A 1,689-nucleotide genomic window follows, 5' to 3' on the forward strand; every position below is an offset into this window, starting at 1 on the left:
CGCGTGGGCAGGCTTGGTCAAAGGCCTGCAGCACGGCCGGGAAGGCGTATTTCATCATCTCCTCGGGCAGGCCCACCCGCAGCTGGCCGGACACGCCGGGGGCGCTGAACAGGCTGCAGGCCTCGTTGTGCAGGCGCAGCAGGCGGCGGGCGTAGTCCAGCAGGCCTTGTCACGTCTTCATCTTCCCGCTGGCACGCGAAACATCATGACCCACACCTTCACGCCAACCACCCGCCCGCACCGCATTGCCCCTTCTGGAGCCCCCTGGCGGCTCACCGCCGTGGTGCTGGCCCTGAGCGCCTGGCAGCCCCACGCCCATGCGGCCGACAGCAGCGCTGCAAGCCCTGCGGCACCCGGTGAAACCCAGCAGATCCAGGTGGTGGGCCGCCACTATGACAACGCCGTGGGCAGCAGCGATGCAGCCTCCGAAGGCGTGATCCGCGCCGATCTGATCAAGGCCCGTCCGGCCCTGCGTCCGGGCGAGGTGCTGGAATTCGTGCCCGGCCTGATCGTCACCCAGCACTCGGGTGACGGCAAGGCCAACCAGTACTTCCTGCGCGGCTTCAACCTGGACCATGGCACCGACTTCGCCACCAGCGTGGAAGGCATGCCGGTCAACATGCCCAGCCATGGCCACGGGCAGGGCTACTCGGACCTGAACTTCATGATCCCGGAGCTGGTGGACCACATCGACTACCGCAAGGGCCCTTACTTCGCCAGCAACGGCGACTTTGCTTCGGCCGGCTCCGCCGACATCGCCTACAAGACCAGCCTGGCACCCTTCGCCCAGCTGACCCTGGGCCAGCACGCCTACCGCCGCGGCCTCTTCGCGGGCTCCACCACCGTGAACGACACCGACACCCTGCTGGGCGCGGTGGAGCTGATGACCAACGATGGCCCCTGGACAGTGCCGGAGAACCTGCAGCGCCACAACGCGGTGCTCAAGTACAGCCATGGCACCCTGGACGAGGGATTCACCCTGGAAGGCATGGCCTACCAGGCAAAGTGGACGTCCACCGACCAGGTACCCCAGCGCCTGATCGACGCAGGCAGCTACAACGGCCAGCCCTTCGGGCGCTTCGATTCGCTGGATCCGACCGACGGTGGCAACACGTCCCGCTACAGCCTGTCGGGCGAATGGCACCGCCGTGGCGCCGACGACGAGACCCATGTGTCGGCCTACGTGATGAGCTACCGCCTGGCCCTGTGGTCGAACTTCACCTATGCCATGGAGCGGCCGGACACCGGCGACCAGTTCTCGCAGCGCGACAAGCGCACCGTCTCCGGCCTGAAAGCCAGCCAGGCCTGGTCCCACACCCTGGGTGGTCTGGAAGCGCGCACCGAGTTGGGGCTGCAGCTGCGCCACGACAACGCGCGGGTGGGTCTGTTCGACACCGAGGCCCGCAAGACCTTGTCCACCACGCGCGATGACGATGTGCACGAAACCCTGGTGGGCGTCTACGCCCAGAACCAGCTGACCTGGACGCCCTGGCTGCGCAGTCTGGTGGGCCTGCGCGCAGACAAGGGCTACTTCAGTGTCGACAGTCTGAAGGGCGACGCCGCCGCCGCTGCCAACACCGGCAGCGCCCAGGCCAGCAAGCTCTCGCCCCAAGCTGGCCCTGGTGCTGGGGCCATGGGCCAAGACGGAATTCTTCGTAGATGCGGGCAAGGGCTTCCACAGCAACGATG

At 67.2% G+C, this 1,689-nt stretch carries 1 protein-coding gene; it reads left to right on the forward strand.

The genetic code is table 11. The features are described from left to right. Window positions 1–205: 205 nt before the first annotated feature. Window positions 206–1,689, forward strand: a 1,484-nt coding sequence (locus tag I73_RS26790; RefSeq protein WP_234409447.1) for a TonB-dependent receptor, incomplete at its 3' end; no start/stop codon positions are given.

It is taken from the genome of Ideonella sp. B508-1, from assembly GCF_000333615.1.
Classification (GTDB): Bacteria; Pseudomonadota; Gammaproteobacteria; order Burkholderiales; family Burkholderiaceae_C; genus Ideonella.